The 22698-nt window shown below is 64.4% G+C and carries 18 protein-coding genes; 13 read left to right on the forward strand and 5 right to left on the reverse strand.

The window, feature by feature from the left end; translation table 11 throughout:
* Positions 1–30 precede the first annotated feature (30 nt).
* The 6 genes from ACFVTG_RS04360 to ACFVTG_RS04385 all read left to right on the forward strand — a co-directional run bounded on the left by ACFVTG_RS04360 (position 31) and on the right by ACFVTG_RS04385 (position 7256).
* The gene (locus ACFVTG_RS04360; RefSeq protein ID WP_284755309.1) at positions 31–627 is read left to right on the forward strand and encodes an AAA family ATPase; all 597 of its coding nucleotides are present in this window, start codon (positions 31–33) and stop codon (positions 625–627) included.
* 142 nt (positions 628–769) lie between these two features.
* Positions 770–2059 carry a MinD/ParA family protein gene (locus tag ACFVTG_RS04365; RefSeq protein ID WP_390278388.1) on the forward strand — a complete coding sequence of 430 codons (1290 nt, stop codon included), beginning with the start codon at positions 770–772 and terminating at the stop codon, positions 2057–2059.
* 369 nt (positions 2060–2428) lie between these two features.
* The gene (locus ACFVTG_RS04370) at positions 2429–3352 is read left to right on the forward strand and encodes a hypothetical protein (RefSeq protein WP_390278391.1); all 924 of its coding nucleotides are present in this window, start codon (positions 2429–2431) and stop codon (positions 3350–3352) included.
* 177 nt (positions 3353–3529) lie between these two features.
* Positions 3530–4483 carry a hypothetical protein gene (locus ACFVTG_RS04375; RefSeq protein ID WP_390278394.1) on the forward strand — a complete coding sequence of 318 codons (954 nt, stop codon included), beginning with the start codon at positions 3530–3532 and terminating at the stop codon, positions 4481–4483.
* A 106-nt stretch (positions 4484–4589) separates the two neighbouring features.
* On the forward strand, positions 4590–5810 hold the full coding sequence (locus tag ACFVTG_RS04380) for an MFS transporter (protein WP_390278397.1): 1221 nt from the start codon (positions 4590–4592) through the stop codon (positions 5808–5810).
* Positions 5811–5984: 174 nt separating this feature from the next.
* Positions 5985–7256 carry an acyltransferase family protein gene (locus tag ACFVTG_RS04385; RefSeq protein WP_390278400.1) on the forward strand — a complete coding sequence of 424 codons (1272 nt, stop codon included), beginning with the start codon at positions 5985–5987 and terminating at the stop codon, positions 7254–7256.
* A gap of 43 nt (positions 7257–7299) precedes the next feature.
* Here the strand turns inward: ACFVTG_RS04385 and ACFVTG_RS04390 are convergent, their stop codons facing one another.
* Positions 7300–8094, reverse strand: a complete 795-nt coding sequence (locus ACFVTG_RS04390; RefSeq protein ID WP_390278403.1) for an alpha/beta fold hydrolase — start codon at positions 8092–8094, stop codon at positions 7300–7302.
* 93 nt (positions 8095–8187) lie between these two features.
* Between ACFVTG_RS04390 and ACFVTG_RS04395 the strand changes: the two genes are divergently transcribed.
* Complete coding sequence (locus ACFVTG_RS04395) at positions 8188–8970, forward strand: hypothetical protein (RefSeq protein WP_390278406.1); 783 nt, start codon at positions 8188–8190, stop codon at positions 8968–8970.
* A 127-nt stretch (positions 8971–9097) separates the two neighbouring features.
* On the opposite strand, the gene ACFVTG_RS04400 is transcribed toward ACFVTG_RS04395, so the two are convergent.
* Positions 9098–11080, reverse strand: coding sequence for an S-layer homology domain-containing protein (locus tag ACFVTG_RS04400; RefSeq protein WP_284755320.1), 1983 nt, complete (start codon positions 11078–11080; stop codon positions 9098–9100).
* Positions 11081–11465: 385 nt separating this feature from the next.
* Here ACFVTG_RS04400 and ACFVTG_RS04405 point away from each other — a divergent pair, with 385 nt between their 5' ends.
* The 3 genes from ACFVTG_RS04405 to ACFVTG_RS04415 are packed head-to-tail and all read left to right on the forward strand — an operon-like array spanning position 11466 to position 14536.
* Positions 11466–12518, forward strand: a complete 1053-nt coding sequence (locus ACFVTG_RS04405) for a permease (protein WP_390278945.1) — start codon at positions 11466–11468, stop codon at positions 12516–12518.
* Positions 12508–13290, forward strand: a complete 783-nt coding sequence (locus ACFVTG_RS04410) for a TIGR03943 family putative permease subunit (RefSeq protein ID WP_390278409.1) — start codon at positions 12508–12510, stop codon at positions 13288–13290. The genes ACFVTG_RS04405 and ACFVTG_RS04410 overlap by 11 nt, the downstream gene beginning before the upstream one ends.
* A complete protein-coding gene (locus ACFVTG_RS04415; RefSeq protein WP_390278412.1) occupies positions 13280–14536 on the forward strand; it encodes a hypothetical protein in 1257 nt (418 codons plus the stop codon). Before ACFVTG_RS04410 ends, ACFVTG_RS04415 begins: the two co-directional genes overlap by 11 nt.
* A gap of 33 nt (positions 14537–14569) precedes the next feature.
* Here the strand turns inward: ACFVTG_RS04415 and ACFVTG_RS04420 are convergent, their stop codons facing one another.
* Genes ACFVTG_RS04420 through ACFVTG_RS04430 form a run of 3 tightly spaced genes read right to left on the reverse strand, consistent with a single transcriptional unit; the run spans position 14570 to position 18717 of the window.
* Entirely contained in the window at positions 14570–15490 is a 921-nt protein-coding gene (locus ACFVTG_RS04420) for a phosphatase PAP2 family protein (RefSeq protein WP_390278415.1), read from the reverse strand.
* Positions 15491–15522: 32 nt separating this feature from the next.
* The gene (locus ACFVTG_RS04425) at positions 15523–16545 is read right to left on the reverse strand and encodes a glycosyltransferase (RefSeq protein WP_390278418.1); all 1023 of its coding nucleotides are present in this window, start codon (positions 16543–16545) and stop codon (positions 15523–15525) included.
* Positions 16546–18717 carry a glycogen debranching N-terminal domain-containing protein gene (locus ACFVTG_RS04430; protein ID WP_390278421.1) on the reverse strand — a complete coding sequence of 724 codons (2172 nt, stop codon included), beginning with the start codon at positions 18715–18717 and terminating at the stop codon, positions 16546–16548. It lies immediately after the preceding gene.
* 689 nt (positions 18718–19406) lie between these two features.
* Between ACFVTG_RS04430 and ACFVTG_RS04435 the strand changes: the two genes are divergently transcribed.
* The 3 genes from ACFVTG_RS04435 to ACFVTG_RS04445 all read left to right on the forward strand — a co-directional run bounded on the left by ACFVTG_RS04435 (position 19407) and on the right by ACFVTG_RS04445 (position 22686).
* Positions 19407–20825, forward strand: a complete 1419-nt coding sequence (locus ACFVTG_RS04435; protein ID WP_284755333.1) for an extracellular solute-binding protein — start codon at positions 19407–19409, stop codon at positions 20823–20825.
* Positions 20822–21790 (forward strand): sugar ABC transporter permease, encoded by a 969-nt coding sequence (locus ACFVTG_RS04440; RefSeq protein ID WP_284755334.1) that lies wholly within the window; start codon positions 20822–20824, stop codon positions 21788–21790. The genes ACFVTG_RS04435 and ACFVTG_RS04440 overlap by 4 nt, the downstream gene beginning before the upstream one ends.
* A 92-nt stretch (positions 21791–21882) precedes the next feature.
* Positions 21883–22686 (forward strand): carbohydrate ABC transporter permease, encoded by an 804-nt coding sequence (locus ACFVTG_RS04445; RefSeq protein ID WP_236818659.1) that lies wholly within the window; start codon positions 21883–21885, stop codon positions 22684–22686.
* Positions 22687–22698: the final 12 nt, after the last annotated feature.

Below are 22698 nucleotides of genomic sequence, written 5' to 3' on the forward strand. Positions count from 1 at the left end.
TCAATGCAGAACAGACAGTTGAAGATAACCATGCCGCAGGTATTTTTCGTGATCGGGCCGGCGGGCTCCGGCAAGTCGAGCGTCAGCAAGCTCCTCGCCGAACACTACGGTGCCGCTTACATCGACAAAGACACCGCCACCAAGCGATTCACGGAGCTGCTGCTGACACTCAACGGCTCCGATCCGAACGAGCGCGACAATAATGAGTTCTACCAGCGGTCCATCCTGCCGCTGGAATACGCGTCCATTTTGGACCTCACCCGTGACAACCTGGGCATCGGCCGCTCCGTGGTGCTGGACGCGCCCTTTGGCAAGTTCTTCGCCGATCCGGACTACCTCATCAACGCCCGGCGGGAGCACCATTGGGCCGAGGCCGAGCTGATCGTGGTGCATGTTCGAACAAATGGGGAGGCCGTGAGGGCGCGCCTTGTAGCCCGTGGATATGAGCGCGACGAGTGGAAGCTAAATAACTGGGAACAATTCTGGACCGCGTCCCAGGCCAATGCCTGCGAGTGGAAAGGCGCCCGCCACGTCGACCTCGACAACAGCGGCGACGCGATCGACGTCGGGCTTCTCGACATTGCCTTCGGCGCCGGCGGGGTTCCGTCGTCTGGCCCGGCGGCTTGAGCGCAAGCCCAAAACTGCTGTCCAAACTGCGCGGCACGCCTGCTATGACGGGTTTGTGACGGTCTCCACCTAGAATTGCTGGTTGAAGCAATTCAAACGAGAGCCGCGGCGCACAACGCTGCGAATCCTAGGGGACAAGACCATGCCGGATTCTGTGGACAACGAAGCCAGCGCCGCTGCATCTAACGAAGGGCAGCCCGAACTTCGTCGACGCCGCGATCGCCGCCGCGAAGAGGGTGACCCCTGGACAGGAACCATGCCGATCATTACGCCGAACGATTCCGACGCGTCCGCATCCACTCCTGCCCCGCTCCAAAGCAGATCGTGGGCTGAAGCGGCAGCAGCCGCCGACGCGTCCGCCGGGACCGTAACCGACCCGGTCAGCGGCGACGCGAGCCCTGAGGAACCACGCCGCGAGATCCCGACGGCGGCAGCACCGGCGTCGGGCGCTGTCCCCCCGGCTGCCGCACGGGCCGGACGCGCCGCAGCCGCCAGCGCTCCGATTTCCGACTTCATTTCTTCGCCGGGTTCCTTCGTGCGGGAACAGAAGCCGCGTCCCATCGGTGGCTTCCGCGGCATGCTGTACAAGCTGAGCGGCGGCGCCTGGAACCTCGGCCCGAGCGCCAAGCAGCGCGAAGAGGACGAGTTGGCGCGGCGCATTTCCCGGCAGCTCCAAGGCAGCTACAACACGGCCATCCTGAGCCTCAAGGGCGGCATCGGCAAGACCTCCACCACGGTGGGCGTGGGCCTCACCTTGGCGGAATTCCGCGGCGACCCGCCCTGCGCCATCGACGCCAACCCGGATTCCGGCGACCTCGTGGAGCGCGCCCTGGGTGAGGGCATCTACCAGAAGGCCACGCCGCGCACCATCACGGACCTGCTCAAGAACGTCGAAAACGTCGATTCGCTCACAGCGCTGGCCCGGTACATGCACCATGCCGGCCGACTGCACCTCATCGCCGGCGAACAGGACCCGGAAGTTTCGGACTCACTGACCGCCGAGGAATACCTGCGCATCAGGGAGCTGATCTCGGGCTACTACTCCGTGGCGCTGACGGACTGCGGCACTGGCGTCACGCACAATGCGATGAGCGGCATCCTGCAATCGGCCGACAACCTCATCATCGCCGCCGGCTATGCCGTGAGCGGTGCCAAGCGTGCCCGCAGCACCCTGCAGTGGCTTGCGAGCCATGGCTACGAGGACCTGGCCCGCAACGCGATCGTGGTCATCACGGACAAGGACGAGGTGTCGTCCCGCGTGGACAAGGACGCCATCGAGGAGCACCTCTCCGGGATCTGCCGCCAGTTGATCGCCGTACCGCATGACAGGGGAGTGGCCGACGGCGACCTGGTTACCCTGGACGTCCTGCGCCCCGATACCCGCCGTGCATACAAAGAGATCGCGGCCGCGATCGTGGACGGGTACGTGTAGCGGCCCCCCTTTTCGGCCGCCCCGCCCAACTAGCTCGCATTTGTTGTCGTTTAGAAGGCTCAAAACGACATTAAGTGCTAGTCAGTTGGGTGGGGCTACTTAGTTATTGCTTAGGGTGACGCCGCCGACACTCTATTTACTACTTGGTTTTCGCGGGAGTCAGCGGGTTCTTACTCGACTACTACGTGGATTGCAAATTGTCGCTGCCGCCGGGATTTCCCTAGAGTTGCACCTGGACGTCATTCGCTTTTGCGGGGCGTCCTCGCCATGACCGGGAACTGGGCCCGGGCATGGTGCGCCAATCCCGTGCCTTCATGACACCCTGCTGCGCCCGTTTCTGAACCCGAGGCCAGCACCCAGGAGCCTCATTTGATTCCCAAAAAACTTGCCTTCTTGTTCGCTGCCGTGCTTCTTCTCGGACTGACGGGCGCCAGTGGCACTCGACCTTCCACCAACACAGCGCCCGACGCCGGCGCCTCACCAATCGCGAACGCCGCACCCGCCGCTGAGGTGGCCCCGCTCGCCGCGCCAACTCCAGCACTGCCCGCCGCACCGCAGCCGGCCGCCGCACCCGCCCCCGCCGTCGTCGTGCCCGCCGCGCCGCAGCCGGCCGCCGCACCCGCCCCCGCCGTCGTCGTGCCCGCCGCGCCGCAGCCTGCCGCCGCACCCGCGTCCGCCGTCGTCGTGCCCAAAGATGGCTCCGTGAAGGTGCTTGACACCACCGCGGCCATCACCGACCCCAACTGGTTCCGCCAGGCCTACGCCGAGGGCTTCCGTCTCTACGTCATGCACTCTACGGTTTGGGGCACGTGCACCCCGTGGCAACAGACCCAGGCCCAATTGAAGATGGCGCTCGACGCCGGCCTCAAGATCGCGGTCTACACACGTGACGCTTCGTGCTGGGAGAACGGGATCAAGGCCGCCGGCCCGTACTTGTCCCAACTGCAGTTTTTCGCCCTGGACATCGAACCCGGTGGATCCTTGGTCACGCGGGCCATGGTGGATGGCGTGCGGAGCCTGGGCGTGCGGCCCGTGATCTACAGTGGCAGCGGCATGTGGCCCGGACTGATGGGCAACAGCACCGCATTCTCGGACGTGCCCCTGTGGGATACCGACACGAGCAACCTCAACTACGCCGGCTGGACCGCGGACTACCTGGCACCGGCCCCTGTGCAGTACGGCGGCTGGAACACGGCTGGCACTATGCGCGTGGGGATCCAGCAGAAGTTCGAACACACCCTGAACGGCATCAACGTCGACCTGAACTCGTTCGACGCCGGCTTCCTGAAGTAGGCGCTGCGCTTCTTGCCCTGCGCTGCGCTGAATTCCTGACGCAACGGGAATTCCGGGGGCGTCAGGAATTCCGGGGGCGTCAGGCACGGGACGCGTCGGGATTGTTTCCTTGGAGTTGTCCACATGGGGGAATTCGGTGCTGTCGTGGGCCTCGATCCACGTGGCAGGTTCGTAGGCATGACCCAGTTGCCCCGCCTGATCCTCAGCCGAGATCACCTTTTTCACGGAACGACTCTCAAGGAACTCGCTCGGAGTGCCAAGGCGGGCGCCTTGCATCGCGTCCGCCAAGGAGTGTACGTTGACGGCGCTGCGTGGGACGCACTGAAACCGTGGGAACAATATCGTGTCCGGGTCAACGCTGCGGCCGAAACCTCCAGCTCACGAACCATTTTCGCCAGACACTCGGCGGCGTCTGTATGGGGTATCCCCACTATCGGACTGCATCATCCGGTGCAGGCCGTGACCCTCAGGAACGACGGCGGCCGCTCCCGGGCCGGAATATCCCGCCACTACGCGGACCCCGCCAGCCTCAAGGTGTATCGCCGAGAGGGACTTCTGGTGACTGACAGGGTGCGCACGGTGCTGGATCTGGCCGCTTTCACCCCGTTCGTCGAATCCATCGCTCCATTGGATCACGTCCTCAAATCCGACCGGAAAAGGGGGTTGCCCGCCATCACGAAAGAGGCACTTCTGGCGGGAGTGGATGGAATTTACACGGCGGCGGCCAACCGGAGAATCCAAGCGGCGATCGATTTCGCAGATCCCCTGTCCGGATCTGCGGGGGAATCCTACAGCCGCGCTTTGATGCATGTCGCCGGATTCGAGGCCCCGGTTCTTCAACGTGAATTCCGCGACGAAGCGGGCCTGGTGGGCTATTCGGACTTCTATTGGAAGGGCGTGCGGCTGGCCGGGGAGTTCGACGGCATCGATAAGTACCTGAAACCGGAATTCCTCAAGGGACGCACCCCCGCTCAAGCCGTCGTCGAGGAGAAGCTGCGCGAGGACCGGATCCGTGCCACGGGGTGCGGCGTCGTCCGTTGGATGTGGGCAGAACTCATGGCTCCCGGCGTGTTCGAACGGAAGCTGGCAGCGGCAGGGGTGCCCCGGCGTCGTCCGCGTGGATCCCGGTGAGGCGCGGCCTGCCTGGCGCTGCGCTGAATGCCTGGCGCTGCCGGAATTCCCTGTGCGACAGGTATTTGGCGCGTCGCAAAGGAGGTGGCGTCCTAGGATGAAAGGGATGACGACAACCAGCACCGTTCAACCCTTCAATCTCCGCAGCATCGCGTTGCCCGCTTTTGGGCCCGCCTTGCTGTTCTGTATCGGCGAAGGCGCGGTAATTCCGGTGGTGGCGCTGTCCGCCCGCGACCTTGGCGCTTCCGTGGCCGTGTCCGCGTTGGTGGTCACCCTGATCGGGCTGGGATCCTGGTTCTTCAACCTGCCCGCGTCACTCATCACCATCAAGTTCGGTGAACGATGGGCCATCGTAGCCGCAGGCGCCGCCGGAGCATTGGCCTTGTTGGCCGCCGGATTCGCGCCGCTCCTTGCGCACAACGGCATCTGGCTGCTCGCCGCGGCGATGACCGTCGTCGGGATGTGCACGAGCGTCTTCAACCTCGCGCGCCAGAAGTACCTCACGGAAGCCGTCCCGGTCATCTACCGGGCACGCGCGCTCTCGACGTTGGGCGGCGTCACCCGGATCGGCGTGTTCATCGGTCCGTTCGTCGGCGCGGCCGTGATGCAGTTCGCCGGCATCAGCGGCGCGTATTGGGTTGGCGTGGTGGGCATGGCTGCCGCCGCGGTGCTGTCCCTCACCATCCCGGATCTTGTGTTGCCGGACGACGTCGACGGCGGCCGCAAGGGCCCCGAGCCCACCCTCCGGGGCGTCGCGGTTTCCCACGCGGGCGTGTTCCTGACGGTCGGGACCGGGATCCTGCTGCTCAGCGCACTGCGGGCCTCCCGCCAGGTGGTCATTCCCTTGTGGGCGGACCACCTGGGAATGGACGCAACACATGCGTCGCTGATCTACGGCTTGTCCGGCGCGATCGACATGCTCGTGTTCTATCCGGCCGGCAAGCTCATGGACCGCAAGGGGCGCATGTGGGTCGCAGTGCCGTCCACCCTCATCATGGGCACGGCGTTGTTCCTGATACCGTCGTCCGCCGAGTTCGTGGGCCTGCTGCTGGCCTCGCTCCTGATCGGCTTCGGCAACGGCATCAGCTCGGGACTCATCATGACGCTCGGGGCCGACTTTTCCCCGGAGAAGGGCCGCGGGCAATTCCTCGGCTTGTGGAGGTTCATCTCCGACGCGGGTGCCACAGGCGGGCCCGTGCTGCTCTCGGCCCTGACTGCGGCCGTGTCGCTCGCGGCGGGCGTCTGGGCCACAGGCGTTCTGGGCGTGGCCGCGGCGGCGGTGTTCGCCGTCGTGCTCCCGAAACTCAAGCACCGCAGGAACTACTAGTCCCCACCGAAGGCGTTGGCCCAGCCCCCAGGCTTTGCAGGTCACCAGCGGCGGTGTGGGCCCAACTGGCTCGCAATAGATGTCGTTTTGAGGGCTCAGAACGACATTAACTGCGAGTCAGTTGGGTAGGCAGTTCCCAGACTCCGGTCAGGTGCCTCCGGTATGGTGGATTGGATGTTCTCAGTCATCTCGCCTCCGCATCGTGCCCCCACTGCGAATCCGACCTCTGGGAAACCCGACACGCACGGCGCCCAGCCGCTTGGTTCCGGGGCGGGGAATCGCCTGCCGAAGAGCGAAGCAAAGCAGTCCCGGCCGGATCTCGCGACACTCACCGCACTTCGTTTTGTTGCCGCGCTGTGGGTGGTGTTTTTCCATCTTCAAGCGATGCAGCACACCTTCCTCGCCCCCGTCTACGAGCTGTTCCGTCCCGTCATTGCCAACGGCGACCTTGGCGTGGACGTGTTCTTTGTGCTCAGCGGCTTCATCATCACCTACACCTACCTGGACCGGCTCGGCCCACGGTTCCGCTGGCGAGCCGCAGCGGACTTTGTCTGGGCCCGGTTCGCCCGGATGTGGCCTGCGTTCGCCCTGGTGGTGGGCGTCCTGGGCCTATGGTTCGTGTACGGGACCGCGCAGGAATCCGTGCGCGAGTGGTCACTCCAGACCCAGGCTCCGGACCTGTCGCCGTGGGGGCTGGCCAAGCAGCTCTTGATGATGCATCTCTGGTTCCAACCGGGTACCGACGGCGCCAGTTGGTTCGGCCCGGGCTGGACAGTCAGTGCCGAGTGGCTGGCCTACTTGGCGTTTCCGCTACTGGCCCTGGTCCTGTTCCGGCTGCGCGGGCTGCATCCGTTGGCGGCGCTGGCAGCTTCTGTCCTGGTCCTCCTGCCGACGGCCGTCTGGGGTCCGGACCTGCCAGTCGCCACGGACGGGCATCAGCCGTACGAATGGCTGTTGCGGATCGTATGCTGCTTCATTGCCGGCGCATTCGCTTGCATCGCCGCCCGGAACGTAGACCGCATGAAGTTCAACCTCGCACTGGCCGGTCCCGGCGCCCTGCTGACCGGAACCGCCGTCGTCATCTTCCTGGCCATGGCCGGAAAACCGGGCCCCGGACGCCTGGCTGTGCTTGCCTTCCCGCTGCTCATCGCCCTGCTTAGCCTGACCCGGGGACGGCTCCGCTCGGCGTTGTCCGCGCGGTGGCTGCAGTACGGCGGGCGGAGCTCTTACAGCCTGTACTTGGTCCACATGTTCTTCATCTACCTCTTCTACTGGCTCATCCGGGACTGGCCGCACGGTGCCGGACCGCTGGTGGAGAACCTGCTCGCGGCGACGTGTCTGCTCGGGATTGCCTTGGCCACCCACCTGCTGTTCAAGTACGTCGAGGAACCGGCCCGGCTCCGGCTGCGCGCACTCGTGCCGAGGGTGGCTGCCGCGAGGGTGTGACCGGATCTGGGCGACGCCCGCCCGTTTGCGCGGCGAGAGCCCGTTAGTCGAGGGGATTGAGGAACGCGGCCGTGTCCGCTGCCACCTGGTCCGGACACTCCCACAAGACCAGGTGCCCGACCCCCGGATAAACCTTCAACACGGCGCCTGGTATTCGAGCCGCCAGGGCCTCCTGGTGCCTTCGAGGCAGCACGGCGTCATGCGCGCCCCACAAGATCAGGGTGGGCGCGAGAATGGTTCCGGACTCGGTGGGCGGAGTTGCCGTGCGCAAACCATCGAGGATGCGCTTCCACGCATGGGCGGGCATCCTGACTCCGTCGCGTACCCGGTCCTCGATAAACCAGGCAGGAATTGCGTGCAGCAACGGGAACCAAGCCAAGGAATTCCTTACCCAGTCCTCGTCGATGGGGTCCTGGAGAGTTGCGACTTGGTCAGCGAAAGCAGGCCGACCCCGCAGGCTTAGGGGAGTGCCCAACAGCACGAGCGCCGCGACGCGATCGGGGTACCCGATGGCCAATTGCTGGGCCACGTAACCGCCGCTGGAGGAACCAAGGACGAACGCCCTGTGCACGCCGAGCGCATCCAGGATGGCTGCGGCGTCCTCGGCTTGTTCTATCAGCGAATACCCGTGCTCGGGCTTCTCGGCGTCGCCCTGCCCACGGAGGTCGGGCGCATAGACCCTGAAGTCCGTCAGCAGAGGTAAGAGGCGGTCAAAACTACGGCGGGATTCACCCCAAGCGTGCAATAGCAACAGCGGCTTCGCATCGGCGTCGCCGTGGAAAAGACACGGAATCCGGATGCCCGTGGTGAGCCTGAGATCCAGGACTTCGGGGCCCATAGCATCAGGGTACGCCGGAATCGTTGACACCTGGGAAGCATTGGCGTTCGATGATCGCAGGGGGAGCTGCCTCGGCGCGTGGAGGGACAGTTCATGCGCGTAATCCGGAATGCGAAAGCAATATCCATCGTGGCAGGCAGCGCCCTGGTGCTTGAGGGCTGTGCCGGGATGTGGCTGGCCGCCGCAGCGCCGCCTGGACCGGAGAACGGCAGGATTGTTCTGCTTTCCTTCTTGTATGCCGTCGGTGCCCTGATCTTGGGTGTCGTGATGCTGACCTGGCGCTACTGGTCCAAGCCGATGGTCCTGGTGCGGGCGCAGGTGGCCGACGCCTTTCCCTTGATCTTGCCCATCGCTGTGCTCGTGCCCGGGCTTCTTTCCGTGCCAGAGATCGCAGATCCCGCCCGTCCATACCTGTGGTTGGGTGGCCTGCTATTGGCGTCCACTGTCATTTCGATAGCGACTCCGGAGAACGCGACGCTCCGGGAGATTCCTCCGCTGCGCACGGGGCACTTCCTCGATTGGCTCAGATGGCAGAATTTCGGTGCCGGCTCGCTCGGGGCTTCGTTCTTGTTCACCGCGGCGTTCTTTTTCGATTCACACCAACATGGTGACTTCACACCGTTGATCATCGTGCTGGCACTCGCCCAAGCGACCGTGAGCGTTTGGCGCATCATCGAGCACCGGCAATTTTCCAAGATCGGGGTGCGCCTTTCCGGCCTGCAGATCAATTGGCTACGCGTCATCCATGTCAGCCGAGGACACGAGGCGGCTGTCAAGGAACTCCGCACGATGTACCCCAAAATCGGCCCGACGCTTGCCGACACCACCATCGAAAACCTCTATCGGGCGGACGCGCCCAGCGGGTCGAGCCTCTAGATCCCACCACCTTTGGCCGGCTCAGCAGTCCGGGATCCCCGAATATACGGGGATCCCGGACTGGAAAGCTGTTCAAAAGTGGTCGAAATGTTGAACCCGGGGCCGTGAGCCCCGGGTTCTCCTTACGTCAGACCCTCGGGAACTTGGCGTTGAGGCGGAACAGGAACGCAGCGGTCGCGTCGCGGTGTACGGGTTGAAGGGGCTGGAATATCGCTCCTCCCGGTACCGCCCAGCCGGTGGTGATGCCGTTGGCAGCGAGCCAGCTGATCTCCTTATAGAACGGGTAGCTGGCGGGAACGTCGAGGAACGTCACGGTCGGGGTTACCGCCGGGCTGCCGCTCAATCGGTAGAGGAACGCGGCCATCGCATCCCGGTTCACCGAATCCAGCGGGTGGAAGGATCTCGTGTTGTTCGGCCCTGGGTACCCGGTGGTGATGCCGGTGGAGGCCAGCCAGGTGATTTCCTTGTAGAACTGGTCCGTGGTGGGAACGTCAGTGAACGGGGACGCAGCAGGTGCGGTAAACGCCGGGCTGCCCTTGTACCGGTAGATGAACGCTGCCATCGCTTCCCGGCTGATCGACTGCAGCGGTTCAAACAGCGTGGTGCCGTTGGGCTGCGGGAACCCGGTAGTGATTCCGTTGGCGGCGAGCCAGGTGATCTCGTTGTAGAACGGATATGTTGGCGGGATGTCGGCGAACGAGGCGCCGTTGTCGTACATCTCGTAGTCGTCCGTGGTGATGGTGCCGTTGGTTTGGATGTTCAGGCCCCAACTGATGCCTGAAGCGCCGGCCGGCAGGGGTGGCGTAGTCCAGGTGATCTGGGTCCAGTTCGCCGCGGCGAGGACCAGGGGACTTGCGGTCCAGTATGCCCAGAACCCGTTACCGACACGGTAATAGACTTCGAATTGGGTCGCCGCGGTGGATTTGTACCAGGCTTTCAGCTGATACGTATGTCCTGGTGTTCCTGACGGCGAGCATCCGCCGAGGTCCAGGGCGGGCAGGAGTTTCGCGTCCCCGGACACCCAGCCTGTGACGGTGAGCTGTTCAGCGTTCGTACCGGTGTGCCCGGGTGTGACGATGGAGAAGGCCGGGGTGTTTGTGCCGTACCCGCCGGCTGCCCAGCACTGAGGGATGGTGTTGACCAGGGTTTCCAGGCTGGCGTTTTGGATCATGTTTACTCCGGGCCCTGGCGGCGGAGGTAGAGCGGGGCCCGCGACCGCAGGCTGCTGGGTGCCGCCGACCACCTGGTCCACGGTCTGCACAGCGACGGTACCGGCGGCCTTTTGCTGTGCCAGCCAAGTGGCGAACTGGGTGAACAGGGTCGGGGTGATGGTCAGCGTCGGGTCCGTGCCGACGGCGATGTGGTGGAAGGTCAGTTGGACCCACCCGCCGGTGGTTGTCTGGGCGTGGGTCACCTGGTTCTGCAGATTCGCCAGGGTCCACGTGCTGTCTACCTCATCCGGCGCCTTCGTGTCGTAGGCGTTGACCGGGGGAATGGTGTCGGCCGCGGGAAGCGTCGCCGATGCGGGGTCCTTGCTGGCGGCGTCGCCCAGGCCACGGGCACTGTTGTAGCCGCACCCTTTCACCAAGGCCTCGGTGGCCGGGTCTTCGGAAGCGAAGGGGTAGGCGAAACTCGTGACTTTGAAGCCCATGTTCATCAGGGCCACGCGGCCGTCGCAGATCTGCCGGCTCGACTCGGCGGGGATCAGGGACACAAGATCCGGGTGGGTCACGGTGTGTCCGCCGATCTCATTGCCGTCGGCGGCAATTTGCTGCAGGTTGGCGGTGGTCAAGTAGGTAGGCTGGTCGATCCACCCGGTGGTGATGAAAAACGTGCCAACCAAGCCCAGGCTCTTCATTGTGGCTTCAGCCGTCAACTGGTCCGCGTTACCGTCATCGAACGTCAGCGACACTACCGTGTTCGGGGCAGCATGAGCCGGAGCGGCGAATCCCACCCCGGCCAGCAGGCCGGCAATCATCAGCGCCGTGCTGCCGAAGGCGGTCCAGCGTTTGCGAAAGTGCTTACCGATCCGTATCCCGTTCGCATTGGGCCGTGCGCGGCCCTCGCGTGGCGATTCCGTCGCCCCTCGCTGCTCATTCGTGGTACTCATGGTCAACTCCTCCCCAGGCTAGGTAATGCACTAGCAGCCGGGTGATCCCTCGTTGGTGGGCCAAGAAGGTGCCGCTCGAAAGGGGAGTCCGATCTGGGTTTCCAGCGGTGACACTCGGTGCCGGCTTTTTATTCACACTCGCGTAATTGCGAGGCTACGACCCCAAGCGGCCGTTGAAACGAGTGGTCAGTACTTGTTCTTCCGACGCTTCCTTAGGTGCAGCTTCTGATGTGCCTAGGTAGCTTCCCGATCGTCCACTCGGAACGGTTCCCGGGCACTTCCGAGGGGTAGTCGCGCAAGCACCCCGCGTGTACAGTCGACTTCGCCAGCCCCTTCCGGTCAGGCGCGCCCGGCCGGCTCCGTGGAGGAAGGAGTGCCCGTGACGCTGCCTGCAGTCGACAAACGTAAACAGCCGGAACACGGGCACAGAAGCCCGGCCCGTGCTTTCACGTCGAAGTCTGCTGCCGGCCTCGCCATCGGCCTCGCGATCGTTGCTTTGTTCGCGGTCGTGCGGGTCCTGGCGCCGTCCACGCCGGAGACTCTTGGGCTTCCCAACGCCGCCCGAGACTTTGCCACGCTGTCCATCAGCGTCGTCGTCGAGTCCTTGCCCTTCGTTTTCCTAGGGATTGTCCTCTCGATCGCTGTCCAGGTCTGGCTGCCGGAGGGCATGCTGCTTCGTCGCCTGCCGCGGAGCCCGGTGCTGCGGAGGCTGGTCCTGTCGCTTCTGGGAATGTTGCTGCCGGTCTGCGAATGCGGGAATGTTCCACTGGCCCGGGGCCTGGTGGTCAAGGGCCTTACGGTTGCGGAATCGATGACTTTCCTGTTCGCGGCGCCCATCCTGAACCCCGTCACCATCGTCACCACGGCACAGGCTTTTGGCTGGAACAACGGCATCCTGGTGTCCCGTGTCCTGGGCGGCTTCTTCATCGCGAATCTGGTCGGCTGGATCTACAGCCGGCATCCGCGGCCCGGGGAGCTGCTGACCGCCCGGTTCCAGGAAACGTGCAACGTGGCAGACCACGACGGCGGTGCTGCCGGCAAGGTAAGGCGCAGCGTGCAGATGTTCTCGCAGGAGACGCGCGCCATGATGCCTGCCTTGTTTATTGGCGCAGGCATGGCGGGGCTGATCCAGGTTGCCGTATCCCGCGAAGTGCTGGTCGCCCTGGGCAGCAATCCCGTCTGGTCTGTCCTGGCATTGATGCTGCTGGCCTTCGTTGTCGCGATCTGCTCAAACGTGGATGCCTTCTTTATCCTGTCGTTCGGCGCGACCTTCATGCCGGGAGGCATCGTTGCCTTCCTCGTTTTCGGGCCCATGATCGACGTGAAAATGCTCGCCCTGATGCGCACCACGTTCACCGCGAAAACCCTCCTTCAGCTCAGCCTGCTGGTGGCGCTTTGCGCAGCGGTCCTCGGATTGGCGGTCAACTATGGTCATTAGGCGGCTCGTGGTCCGGTGGCAGGGCGTGGTCCTCAGCCTGATCGGCCTCATCGCGACGATCTGGCTGGGCCTGACAGGGCAGCTTGCCTTGTATATCCATCCACGGTATTTCGTGTTCACCGTCATCATGGCCGTGATCGCCGGCGTGCTTGCCCTTGCGGCCTTCGCCCTGGCCCCCACCGCCAAAGACGAGCACGGCCACGAGCGCGACGGCGACGCCCACGCCCGCAATGACGGGCACGGTTCGCGATGGGGCTGGCTGTGGCCGCTCGGAAGCGTGCTGACCATCGTCGCCGCCGTCGTCGCCTTGCTGATCCTGCCGCCGTCGACCCTTACCACCGCAACCGTCGCACAGCGGGACCTCAACGGCTCAGCGTCCGCCCTCACCCTGAAAGCGCCCGCGCTGCCCGGCAAGGGAGACTATTCCGCCTTCACGGTGAGGGACTGGGCATCGTTGCTTCGATCAGGCGCGGGGCAGGACTTTTTTGCCGACAAGACCGCCACGGTGACCGGGTTCATCAGTGCGGACAAGACTGATTCCAACGTCTTCTTCGTGACCCGTTTTGTGGTGACCTGCTGCGCTGTCGACGCCCAGCCGATTGGCGTTCCCGTCTATCACCCCGGCTGGCAAAACGAATTCAAAACCGACAGCTGGGTTACGCTCACCAGCAGCTTCCGCGCCAACCCCAACCCGGCCAGTCGCGAGGCAATCGTCCTGATACCGGACACCATCAACCCCACCGCACAGCCGGCGCAGCCCTATGTCTACTAAGCGCCGCCCCGTCTCGGCCAAACGGGCTGCAGCGATTGCCGCCGCGGCCGAGCTCCTGGCCGGACGGCGTTTCGCCCGCCGCCTCTACGGCACCATCGCGATCCTCGCCCTCCTTGCCGGCGGATTGACGGTAGCGAACCTTTCGAAGCTGCCGCACCCCAACTCCACCTCGGCCCTGGCCCGCTCCGCCACACCTGCGGCCTTCGGCCTGTACAGCCTGCAGAGGGACACCGGCAAAGACAACAAAGGGCTGAAGAAGCCGGACACCATCCTCGGCACGAGCCTGTCCGGCAACGATCAGGGCACGGTCATTGTCAGCGCCCCCCGCATCCAGGAGTATGCCGCCCTTCCGTCCGCGCTCGCCGTCGTCACCCTCAACGATGACAACACCAGCTCCCTCGAGATCGTCCCGCTCACCGGCGGCCCGCCAACGCTCGTTCCGTTGCCAAGCCTGGGGACAGTCGCAAACCTCCATGCGGCAGGATCCAAGCACCTCATAGGGTTCACCTTCACCGCTTCTTCGGGCACTGAGCAGTACTGGAAAGCACTCTTCGTGTACGACGTCGACAATCCGTCTTCGGCTCCGCGGGCCGTCCAGGGAATCAACGGTCCGGTCTCGGCCGCGGACTGGCGCTTTGTCCCGGGTGCGGCCACCTTGGTGGCGCAGACCGACGACCAGTCCATGTTCCTCATTGACGCGCTGGAAACGGGCAAAGTGTCGCCCCTGGGCGCGCATGCCGGGATCCTCGGATTCGTTCCTGGCACCAACGAACTCGCCGTCGCCGACGCAGGGCTGAAAAAGGGCATAGACCCGCCACGCTATTCGACCATCAACCTCACCACCGGGACATCCACGCCGCTCACGCTCGCGGGCGCTTTCGTTCCCGATGCCGTGAACGGGGTCACCACCACCGCGAGCCAGCCCATGGTCCTCGATGCCTCCGGCCAGTACGCGCAGGTAGTGAGAAAGTACGACGCCGGACAGGAAGCCTCCGTCGTCAACCTCACCGACAAGAACGGCTCGCGCCAGCTCTACCGGCCTGCCGACGCATGGTCGCGCATCCTGGACACCTGCATTTCCCCGGCCAGCGACTACCTCGCCGTCGAAACAGCGGCACCCCAATACACGGGCGACCAATACCCCGTCCGCCCCGAGCCGACCCCCATCCGGACCGACCTCGTCGATTTGAAATCAGGCACCGTCCTCAAAAGCGTTCCTGGATTTCTCCCCAGCTGGTGCGGTTGATTAGGAAACCACGGCGGCGGCCAGCGCTCGGCGCTAAGGCGACTGCCGCCGTCGGGCACTCAAGTCGAAAAGCCAGGTGGCAGCGACCGTCGCCAGGTAACCGGTGATGACAATCAGGGAGACACCGGCCCAGAAATAGTTGGTGGTGCTGCTTTCGTGACCGAAACCGGGCGCAATTTTGATCAGCGAATACACCGAAACCGCCGCAGCGGCCACGCCCGCCAGCGCCGACAACAAAAGCCACAAACGCGACGACGCCCAGTGCCCACCACGGCCGTCCTGGACGTTCCAGCGCTTCCCCGTGCGAAGCACCAACCAGCCGGCCGGCAGCATGACCGCTCCCACCACGAGGAACGCGGCGACGACGTCGGCGGGCCGGTGCCACTGGTTGATCAGCGTGGAAACCCCGGCCGCCACCGCGAAAGAGCCGCCGAGGAACCCCGCCAAAGGCCGCCAACGCGGAGACACCACCAGGAAGACCGCGGCAGCCGCAGACGCCGCCAGCGTGGTGTGTCCGGAGGGGAGCGAGTTCAGTTCGATGGTCTGGACGCCTCGGAACGGCCTGTTCGGAAACCAGTCCTTGAGGAGCTGGGTGGCCAGGTTTGCCGCGACACAAGCGGCCAGCGCGATCCCGGCGGACTTCCAGCGGCGGCGCATTATCGTGACGAAAAGAACGACGACGGCGGCGATCGCCACCGAGATGACCGGCAACCAATCGAGGAACTGGGTTGTTGCACGCTCGGTGGGACCGTTGATGGTCGCGGCTTCCACCAGGGCGGATTCGTCGATGTACTGTCCCGTTGTGGTGCGTACGAAAAAATAGTACGTGGCAACGAATGCGGCCATGCATGCCAGGGTTGCGAGCACAAAAAGGAAGCCCATCCCGGCGCCCGCCCGGCGCCCGGTGGCGGTCCCACGTGTGGCCGGCAGCCGGCCCGTCTTAGGAAAACTCATTGCTTTCAGGGTGTCATATCTGGCTGGGAGGATCACTTTTGCTCTGCGAGGAGTTCCTCATAGAGCGCCAAGTGTTCGGCAACCATCCTCTCGGCGCTGAAGTAGTTTTCCGCGGCGCGGCGGCACTCGCCGCGATCCAGCGAGGCGGCGGCAACGACCGCCTCGGCCAGCTCCGGGGGACTGGAACGGAGGTAGCCCGTGACGCCCTCGGAAACGATCTCCGGGGCGGATCCCCGGAATGTTGCCACCACCGGTGTTCCCGCGGCGAGGGACTCGATCATGGCCATCCCGAAAGGTTCATCCCACTGGAGCGGATTCAGCAGGGCCACCGACCCGCCCAGGAGGGCGAACTTGTCCGCAGCGTTCAGCTCGCCGAGGTATTCGACGTCGGGCCCAAGCAGCGGTGCGATGACCGCGCCGTAGTACTCATGCTCTTCCGCGCTGTACATCTTGGCGGCAATCCGCAGCGGTACCTGGGCCAGGCGGGCCGTCTCTATCGCCTCCGGCAGGCCCTTGCCGGGATGCATCCGGCCGAGGAAGCTGGCATAGCCGCCGTCGCCGGCTCCGAGCGGGACGGATTGCGTGTCTATCCCGTGGTGGATGACCCTCCGTATCTTGATTCCTGGGGCAGTGTCCGCTTGATGATGCGAGATGGCAATGATCGCTGTGTCTATGGCCATGGCGTGGTAGATGTCATGGTTTTCTTCTGAAAACGGAAGGTGCGCCGTTGCGACGATGGGCGTTCCTTTCGGCCGATGCCGGTACAGCGGCCCAGCCAGGGTGTTGTCGTGGATGAGGTCGACGTCTTTCATGGCCGCGAATGCGTACACACTGTGGCGGAGTTCGTCCGTCCCGTTCCCTATCCTCGAGCCGTCGGCAAGCGGCGGGCCGGGGACTTTGGCCACTGGACATGTGCTTCCGGACGCAGCCGCAAGAAGCACATCGTGGCCCGCGGCAACCAGGCCGCGAGCCAGGATATCGATGATCGACTCGGTGCCGCCGTATGCGGGCGGCGGGACCGGAAGCCAAGGCGGGGCAACGAGGCCGATGCGCACCTAGTGCCCCCGCTGCGGTCCGGCGGTGACGGGATGGACATCCAAGAGATCGGAAAGCGGCTTGCGGGCTTCGAGGTGAAGCGCGACATTCTCGGGCAGGTCCGTGACCCGTGTTTGTCCATTGGTTACCTCAACGGAGATCCGGGAGCCGGCCAGCGGGATGTTCCGCATTTTGATCTCGCCGAAGCCTTCAGGGACGACGGGTGCCAGCCAGAGGCCGCCGTGGGTGAGGCACGGATCGAAACGGAGAAGGACTCGGAGCAGATGCACCGGTGTGGCAGCGGCCCACGCTTGCGGCGAACATGACGAAGGGTATGGGACGGGCGTCCCATAGGTCTTCCTGTCCAGTCCGCAGAACAACTCCGGGAGCCGCCCACCGAACGCTTCGGCCGCATCGAGGAGGCCCGTGACAAGGCGTTGCGACTCCTCAATGAAGCCGTAGCGCATCAATCCGCCGGCAATGAGGGCATTGTCATGCGGCCACACCGAACCGTTGTGGTAGCTCGCCGGATTGTAGGCCGCCATGTCCGAAGCCAAGGTCCGGACGCCCCAGCCCGTGAACATGGTGTCCGACATGAGCCGCTCCGCGACCAACGGAGCCTTGTCGTCGTCGACGATTCCACTCCACAGGCAATGGCCCATATTGGACGCGCAGGCGTCTACCGGCTGCTTGTCGCGATCCAGGGCGATCGCGAAATAGCCGCGTTCGGGAAGCCAGAATTGCTCGTTGAATTTTCGCTTGAGTTCGGCCGCCCGCGTGCCCCACACCGCGGCCAGCTTCAGGTCGCCGTCCTCCTGGGCCATCAAGGCCCTGCTGAGATAGGCGGTGTACACATAGCCCTGGACTTCGCACAAAGCGATCGGCGGCTCTGCCAAGGTGCCGTCGGCGAAGTTGATGCCGTCCCCGGAATCCTTCCAGCCTTGATTGAGGAGACCATGGTCCGTGGCCCGCGAATACTCAACGAAGCCGTCGCCGTCGGCGTCTCCGTAGTCGCGGATCCAGTCCAGGGCCCGGTCCACCGCGGGCAGCAGGGACTCCGAGACCTCGGAATGGAATCCCCAACGGGTGAGTTCCCCGGCGAGGGTGACGAACAACGGCGTGGCGTCCACCGAGCCGTAGTAGGCACTGCCGCCGCCAAGCGCGAGGCCCGTGGTGGCACCGAGACGCACCTCGTGCAGGATCCGGCCCGGCTCCTCCTCGCTGAGCGGGTTGACGGCTCGGCCTTGATGGTCAGCCAGGGTTTTCAGCGTTCCGAGCGCCAGCGATGGGTCTAAAGGAAGAGTCATGAACGAGGTCAGGAGCGAGTCCCGGCCGAAGAGGGCCATGAACCAAGGTGATCCTGCAGCCACCACGGTCCGCCCGGGATGGTCAGGGTCGAAGATCCTGAGGGAGCCGAGATCCGCCCTGCTCTGGGCCAACGCTTTTTCGAAGGCCTTGTTGGAAAGTTCCGTTGTGGGAACCTTGCCGTGCCACTCCTGCAGCCTCTCTTCGGGGATATCGGCGGGGCGTTGGTTCCCCCAAACCTGGGCATCCGCCTCGGGACCAACCCCGTCGATGCGGGGGGTAGCTGTCACGCCTGTGGACCAATGGCCTTGGGGTTCCAAGGTGATTTCATAGCTGATGACATCTCCGTCAACCGCGCCATTCGGGGCGTCAACGGCGACCAGGACATGCCGCCCTTGCCGTTGCGACTCCAGGACCAACGAGCCGTTGCTATCCCGAGTCAAATGCACGCTCTCGTGGCGTGCCCGGCCCTCCTTGACCTCGAAAATGTCGGCAAAGTCCGTGCTGACCGTGAGGGAAACCGTGGCGTGGGTGGGCTTGTTGGAGAAATTCCTGACCGTGATATCTTCGCGGACTCCGCCGAACAAGCTCCGCCTGCGTTCAATCAACAGATGGCTGTCAGCCAAGCCGTCGGTGCGTGCCGCGCGGCCGACAAAATCAGCGCGGAACGGCTCCGGGATAGGAGAACCCAGGGCTTCGATGGGGTGGCCGTTCACCGCGAGCACCCAGTTCGAAACGAAACGCGTGTCGCGGAAGAACATCCCGTGCGGTCGCAGTTGGTCCATGTCGCCGTTGGCCGCAGAGACGCAAAACGATGTTCCTGCCAACAATGTCACGGCACCTGCGCCGGCCGAACCTGCGAGGTTCTCGGCATTCCAACCTGTCATTAATGGGCTCCAAAGCTAAGGGACGGGGGAATGGGGCAGCTTGCTTCAGCGTATTCGCCGCGTCTTCGGAAGTGAACCCTCCTGCAGATATGGGGGCTTTTCTCCCGACGCTCGCTCGGGTATGGCGGGTTTTGGGCGGACGCTCGCTCGGGTGTGGGGGGTTTTGGGTGGACGCTCGCTCGGGTGTGGGGGTGGGCCCAGGGGTTTGGGTGGACGCTCGCTCGGGTGTGGGGGGGTTTTGGGTGGACGCTCGCTCGGGTATGGGGGGGTTTTGGGTGGCTGCTCGCTCGGGTGTGGGGGGTTTTGGGTGGATGCTCGCTCGGGTGTGGGGGGTTTTGGGTGGACGCTCGCTCGGGTGTGGGGGTGGGCCCAGGGGTTTTGGGTGGATGCTCGCTCGGGTATGGCGGGTTTTGGGTGGACGCTCGCTCGGGTGTCGGGGTGGGCCCAGGGGTTTGGGGGCGATACGTGAGCGAGGGTTTGCCGTTTGGGGGCGATACGTGAGCGAGGGTTTGCCGTTTGGGCCACATACGTGAGCGAGCGTCGGACCAAAAGGCCATAAAGGTGAGCGGGCGTCGGGATAGGTGAGCGGGCGTCGGGGAGGGGTGAGGGGCGCGTAACACGAATGTGATGCTTGACACGTGTTAGGTGATGGATTTACGCTACCTAACACGTGTTAGGAAGGAATAGACATGCCAGGAAGCAATGGGAAGCTGCGGGAGATCTCACGCAGGACAGCCCTTGGTGCCTTGGGTGCGGGAATTGTCGGAGCAACAGTGGCGTCGTGGCCGCGGTTGACCGGCATGGACATCCCGGGCCGCGGCGACAACAGTCTCAGCATCGCCATCTTGGGAACCGCAGCGGACGCAGCCGCCCGCCAGCGGGTCATCGATGCGTTCGCGAAGGTGCACCCGGAAATCAAGGTGAAGGTCCAGGCCATCCAGGCCGCGGACTGGAAGGACTTCTTCACCAAGATCCTCACCATGGTGGCAGCTGGAACGCCACCGGATGTGGTCTACGTGGCCACCGAAGGTGCCCAGCTCTTCGCCGAGAAGCTGGCGCACCCCTTGGACGAGTACCTTCGCCGCGACGCCGCGGACATGAAGGAGTACTTCGCAGACGTCCACCCGAGCCTCGTGGAAGCGTTTATGTACAAGGGCAGCCTGTTCCAGCTTCCCATCGACTGGAACGCCGCCAACATGTACTACAACACCTCGGCATTGCAGCAAGCCGGACTTGAACGTCCTGCAGACAACTGGACCCAGGTGGACTTCCGGAACAACCTGGCAGCGATGCGGAAAGCGAGGCCGCAGGACTTCACCCCGTACTACTGGACCAACAGGCTCTTCGGCGGTGTGGTGCCCTGGCTCTATGCCAACGACACCAGCTTCCTCAAGGAATCCAAGTCCACGGGCGGCGAATGGCTCTGGGACAGCTTCTATGCCCAGGATCCTTCCCGCGGATTGCGTTCGGGCGGCTACCAGTGGCTTGAACCCAATGCCGACGACCCCCGGGTTTACGAATCCTTCGACTACCTCCGCGGCCTCGTCAAGGATGGTCTCGGTGTCCGTCCCGAGGAAGGCGGCGGAAATTCACTCGTCGGCCTGTTCGCCTCCAACAGGATCGGCATGACACCGGCCGGCGGATATTGGGTGGAAGGCCTCCACGAAGCCGGAATGAAGGAGGACGACTTCGACGTCCAGTTCTTCCCGCGCTGGCGCACCCAGCGGCACCAGTTCGGCACCGCCGGCTACGCCATCATGAAGACCGCCAAGGACAAGGATGCTGCCTGGGAGTGGCTCAAGTTCGCTTCCAGCCTGGAGGCAATGCGCCTGGTCTTCCCGACGCCGAACACCACCCCGGCGCGCCGCTCCATGGTCAACGAGCAGCTGTACGCAGGACGCGGGCCGAAACACTGGAAAGTCTTCTACGACACCCTCGACAAATTCCCCACCACAGGTCCCATCCCGGCACCACCCCAGCAGGCCGCCGTCGAGACCGCATTGATGAAAAACGTATCCCTGGCCGTCAGCGGTGACGAGAACCAGCTCAAGCAAGCCCTCGCCTCCATGCAGCGCGACCTTGAGATTGCCTTGAGGAGGCAGGCATGAGCACGGCAACAACGGGCATGTCCACCAAACGCCGAAACGGCGCGGGGTCCAAACGCCGGAACGGCGGCGGAACGGGGAGCGAATCATTCGGAAGGCAGCGTCAGCGCTGGCTGCCCTGGGCGTTCCTGGCTCCCACCATCCTTGGCATGGGGCTGTTCACACTCGTGCCGATCGTCGCTTCCGTGGTCCTCGCGTTCTTCCGCTGGGACATCATTTCGGCGCCAAGCTTCGTCGGGTTCGACAACTTCGCCGAAGTGGTCCAGGACCCCACCGTGCGTGTCTCGTTCCTGAACACGATCATGTTCGTAGTGGTCGCCGTGGCATTGCAGCTCGGCCTCGCCTTGGCGCTGGCCATCATGGTGCAGGAGAAGCTCCCGGCCTGGCTTCGCGTCTTCTTCCGCAGCGCCTTCTTCTTCCCGCTGATCCTGTCCGCCGCGTCGGTGTCCATCTTCATGCGTTACCTGTTCAACGAACAATTCGGCGTGGTCAACTGGCTTTTGTCCTTCGTCGGCATCCCCGCCGTCCCGTGGCTGACGACGCCGGCCGGTTCTGCCGCCGTCGTGATCCTCGTGTACGTATGGCAGAATTTCGGGTTCTCGTTCCTGCTGTTCATCGGCGGGCTGGCCTCCATCCCCACCGAAACCTACGAGGCCGCGTCGATCGACGGCGCCACGGGCTGGCGCAAACACCTCCACGTAACGCTGCCGCTCCTGAGCCCCACCACGCTAGTGGCGTCGGTCATGGCGATCATCAACGCCCTGCAAGTGTTCGACCAGCCCTACGTCCTCACCCGCGGCGGCCCCGGCGACTCGACGCGCACCGCGGTGATGGTGATCTTCGAGTCCGCGTTCCAGCGCCTCGAGTTCGGCCAGGCATCGGCGATCGGCGTCATCCTCACCCTGATCATCATGGCCATCACCGCCGCCCAGTTCCGGCTCAGCAAACGATTCGTCTTCTACCAGTGAGGCCCGCCATGACTACAACCTCAACCCAGCGCGCCGACGTCGATCGCTTGGCTCCCCAGCGGCCCGCGCCCCGCAAGAAGCGGAACTGGAGCATGGCGGGACGAATCGTGCTGCTCCTGATCGCGTCCGTCTTCATCCTCGGCCCGGTGCTGTGGACCCTGTCCACCTCGCTGCGGCCACCGGCGGAATCGTTCCAGCTACCGCCGTCGTTCCTTCCGCTCAACCCCGATTTCTCGTCGTATGACCAGGTCTTCAAGCAGCTCAACATCATGCTTCTGGTCCTCAACAGCGCCCTCGTGACGGGACTGATCGCCGTCGGGCAGATGTTCACGGCGGCGCTGGCCGGCTACGCGTTCGCGAACCTCAAGTTCCGGGGCCGCGGGGCGCTGTTCTCGATCGTGCTGGCCACCATGATGGTCCCGGCGCAGGTGACGATCGTTCCGGTCTTCATGCTGATCCGCGGTATCGGTTTGTCCGACACGCTCCTCGCGCTGATCCTTCCGGCGATCCCGACGGCGTTCGGCACCTTCCTGATGCGCCAGTACTTCCTGGGGCTGCCAAGTGATTTGGGCGAGGCCGCCGCGATCGACGGCGCCTCGCCGTGGCGCACGTTCCGTTCCGTGTATGCGCCGCTGGCGATGCCGGGCATGGCGATCGTCGGCATCCTGGCATTCAACTACCACTGGAACGAGTTCTTCCGCCCGCTCATCCTGACCATCTCCGAGCAGAACTTCACGCTCCCGCTGGGCCTGGTGTCGCTACAGGGCAACCTGGGCACGGGCAGCATCTCCGTGGTGTTGGCAGGCGTGATCCTCTCCATGATTCCCGCCCTGGTGGTGTTCATGTTCGGCCAGCGCGCCTTGCGTGACGGACTCACCGCCGGCACCGGCAAATAGCCTCTACTTCCT

This window comes from Arthrobacter sp. NPDC058127, assembly GCF_042884555.1.
Classification (GTDB): Bacteria; Actinomycetota; Actinomycetes; order Actinomycetales; family Micrococcaceae; genus Arthrobacter.

What these genes read in the sequence shown, in the direction of transcription:
- ACFVTG_RS04360 (WP_284755309.1), top strand. Translation starts at nt 31, where the DNA reads ATGCCGCAGGTATTTTTCGTGATCGGGCCGGCGGGCTCCGGCAAGTCG.
- ACFVTG_RS04365 (WP_390278388.1), top strand. Translation starts at nt 770, where the DNA reads ATGCCGGATTCTGTGGACAACGAAGCCAGCGCCGCTGCATCTAACGAA.
- ACFVTG_RS04375 (WP_390278394.1), top strand. Translation starts at nt 3,530, where the DNA reads ATGACCCAGTTGCCCCGCCTGATCCTCAGCCGAGATCACCTTTTTCAC.
- ACFVTG_RS04380 (WP_390278397.1), top strand. Translation starts at nt 4,590, where the DNA reads ATGACGACAACCAGCACCGTTCAACCCTTCAATCTCCGCAGCATCGCG.
- ACFVTG_RS04385 (WP_390278400.1), top strand. Translation starts at nt 5,985, where the DNA reads ATGTTCTCAGTCATCTCGCCTCCGCATCGTGCCCCCACTGCGAATCCG.
- ACFVTG_RS04390 (WP_390278403.1), bottom strand. Translation starts at nt 8,094, where the DNA reads ATGGGCCCCGAAGTCCTGGATCTCAGGCTCACCACGGGCATCCGGATT.
- ACFVTG_RS04395 (WP_390278406.1), top strand. Translation starts at nt 8,188, where the DNA reads ATGCGCGTAATCCGGAATGCGAAAGCAATATCCATCGTGGCAGGCAGC.
- ACFVTG_RS04400 (WP_284755320.1), bottom strand. Translation starts at nt 11,080, where the DNA reads ATGAGTACCACGAATGAGCAGCGAGGGGCGACGGAATCGCCACGCGAG.
- ACFVTG_RS04410 (WP_390278409.1), top strand. Translation starts at nt 12,508, where the DNA reads ATGGTCATTAGGCGGCTCGTGGTCCGGTGGCAGGGCGTGGTCCTCAGC.
- ACFVTG_RS04415 (WP_390278412.1), top strand. Translation starts at nt 13,280, where the DNA reads ATGTCTACTAAGCGCCGCCCCGTCTCGGCCAAACGGGCTGCAGCGATT.
- ACFVTG_RS04420 (WP_390278415.1), bottom strand. Translation starts at nt 15,490, where the DNA reads ATGAGTTTTCCTAAGACGGGCCGGCTGCCGGCCACACGTGGGACCGCC.
- ACFVTG_RS04430 (WP_390278421.1), bottom strand. Translation starts at nt 18,717, where the DNA reads ATGACAGGTTGGAATGCCGAGAACCTCGCAGGTTCGGCCGGCGCAGGT.
- ACFVTG_RS04435 (WP_284755333.1), top strand. Translation starts at nt 19,407, where the DNA reads ATGCCAGGAAGCAATGGGAAGCTGCGGGAGATCTCACGCAGGACAGCC.
- ACFVTG_RS04440 (WP_284755334.1), top strand. Translation starts at nt 20,822, where the DNA reads ATGAGCACGGCAACAACGGGCATGTCCACCAAACGCCGAAACGGCGCG.
- ACFVTG_RS04445 (WP_236818659.1), top strand. Translation starts at nt 21,883, where the DNA reads ATGGCGGGACGAATCGTGCTGCTCCTGATCGCGTCCGTCTTCATCCTC.